This is a genomic window from Streptomyces exfoliatus (genome assembly GCF_000725545.1).
In the GTDB taxonomy this organism is placed as follows: Bacteria; Actinomycetota; Actinomycetes; order Streptomycetales; family Streptomycetaceae; genus Streptomyces; species Streptomyces exfoliatus.
In genome coordinates, this window is the sequence record NZ_JNZP01000108.1 from 1 (window position 1) to 312 (window position 312).

Sequence of the window (312 nt, forward strand, 5' to 3'; positions counted from 1 at the left end):
CCGACATCAGCGCAGCGGCCGACGGCACCGTCTGGGGCGTCAACGCCAACGCCGAGATCTACCGCTACACCGGCGACCAGGCCACCGGCCACTGGAAGAAGATCCCCGGCGGCCTGGTCAAGATCTCCGCAGGCTCCCGGTCCAACGTCTGGGGCGTCAACTCGCAGGGACAGATCTACCGGTTCACCAACGACGACGCCACCCCGTGGCACGGCGTCCCCGGCGGCCTCAGCGACATCAGCGCAGCGGCCGACGGCACCGTCTGGGGCGTCAACGCCAACGCCGAGATCTACCGCTACACCGGCGACCAGG

Annotated in this window: 1 protein-coding gene; it reads left to right on the forward strand. The window is 69.6% G+C overall.

Features of this window, described 5'->3' with window-relative positions; translation table 11 throughout:
- The coding region (locus IO20_RS0134320; RefSeq protein WP_031127816.1) for a tectonin domain-containing protein at positions 1-312 on the forward strand (312 nt) is incomplete at both ends.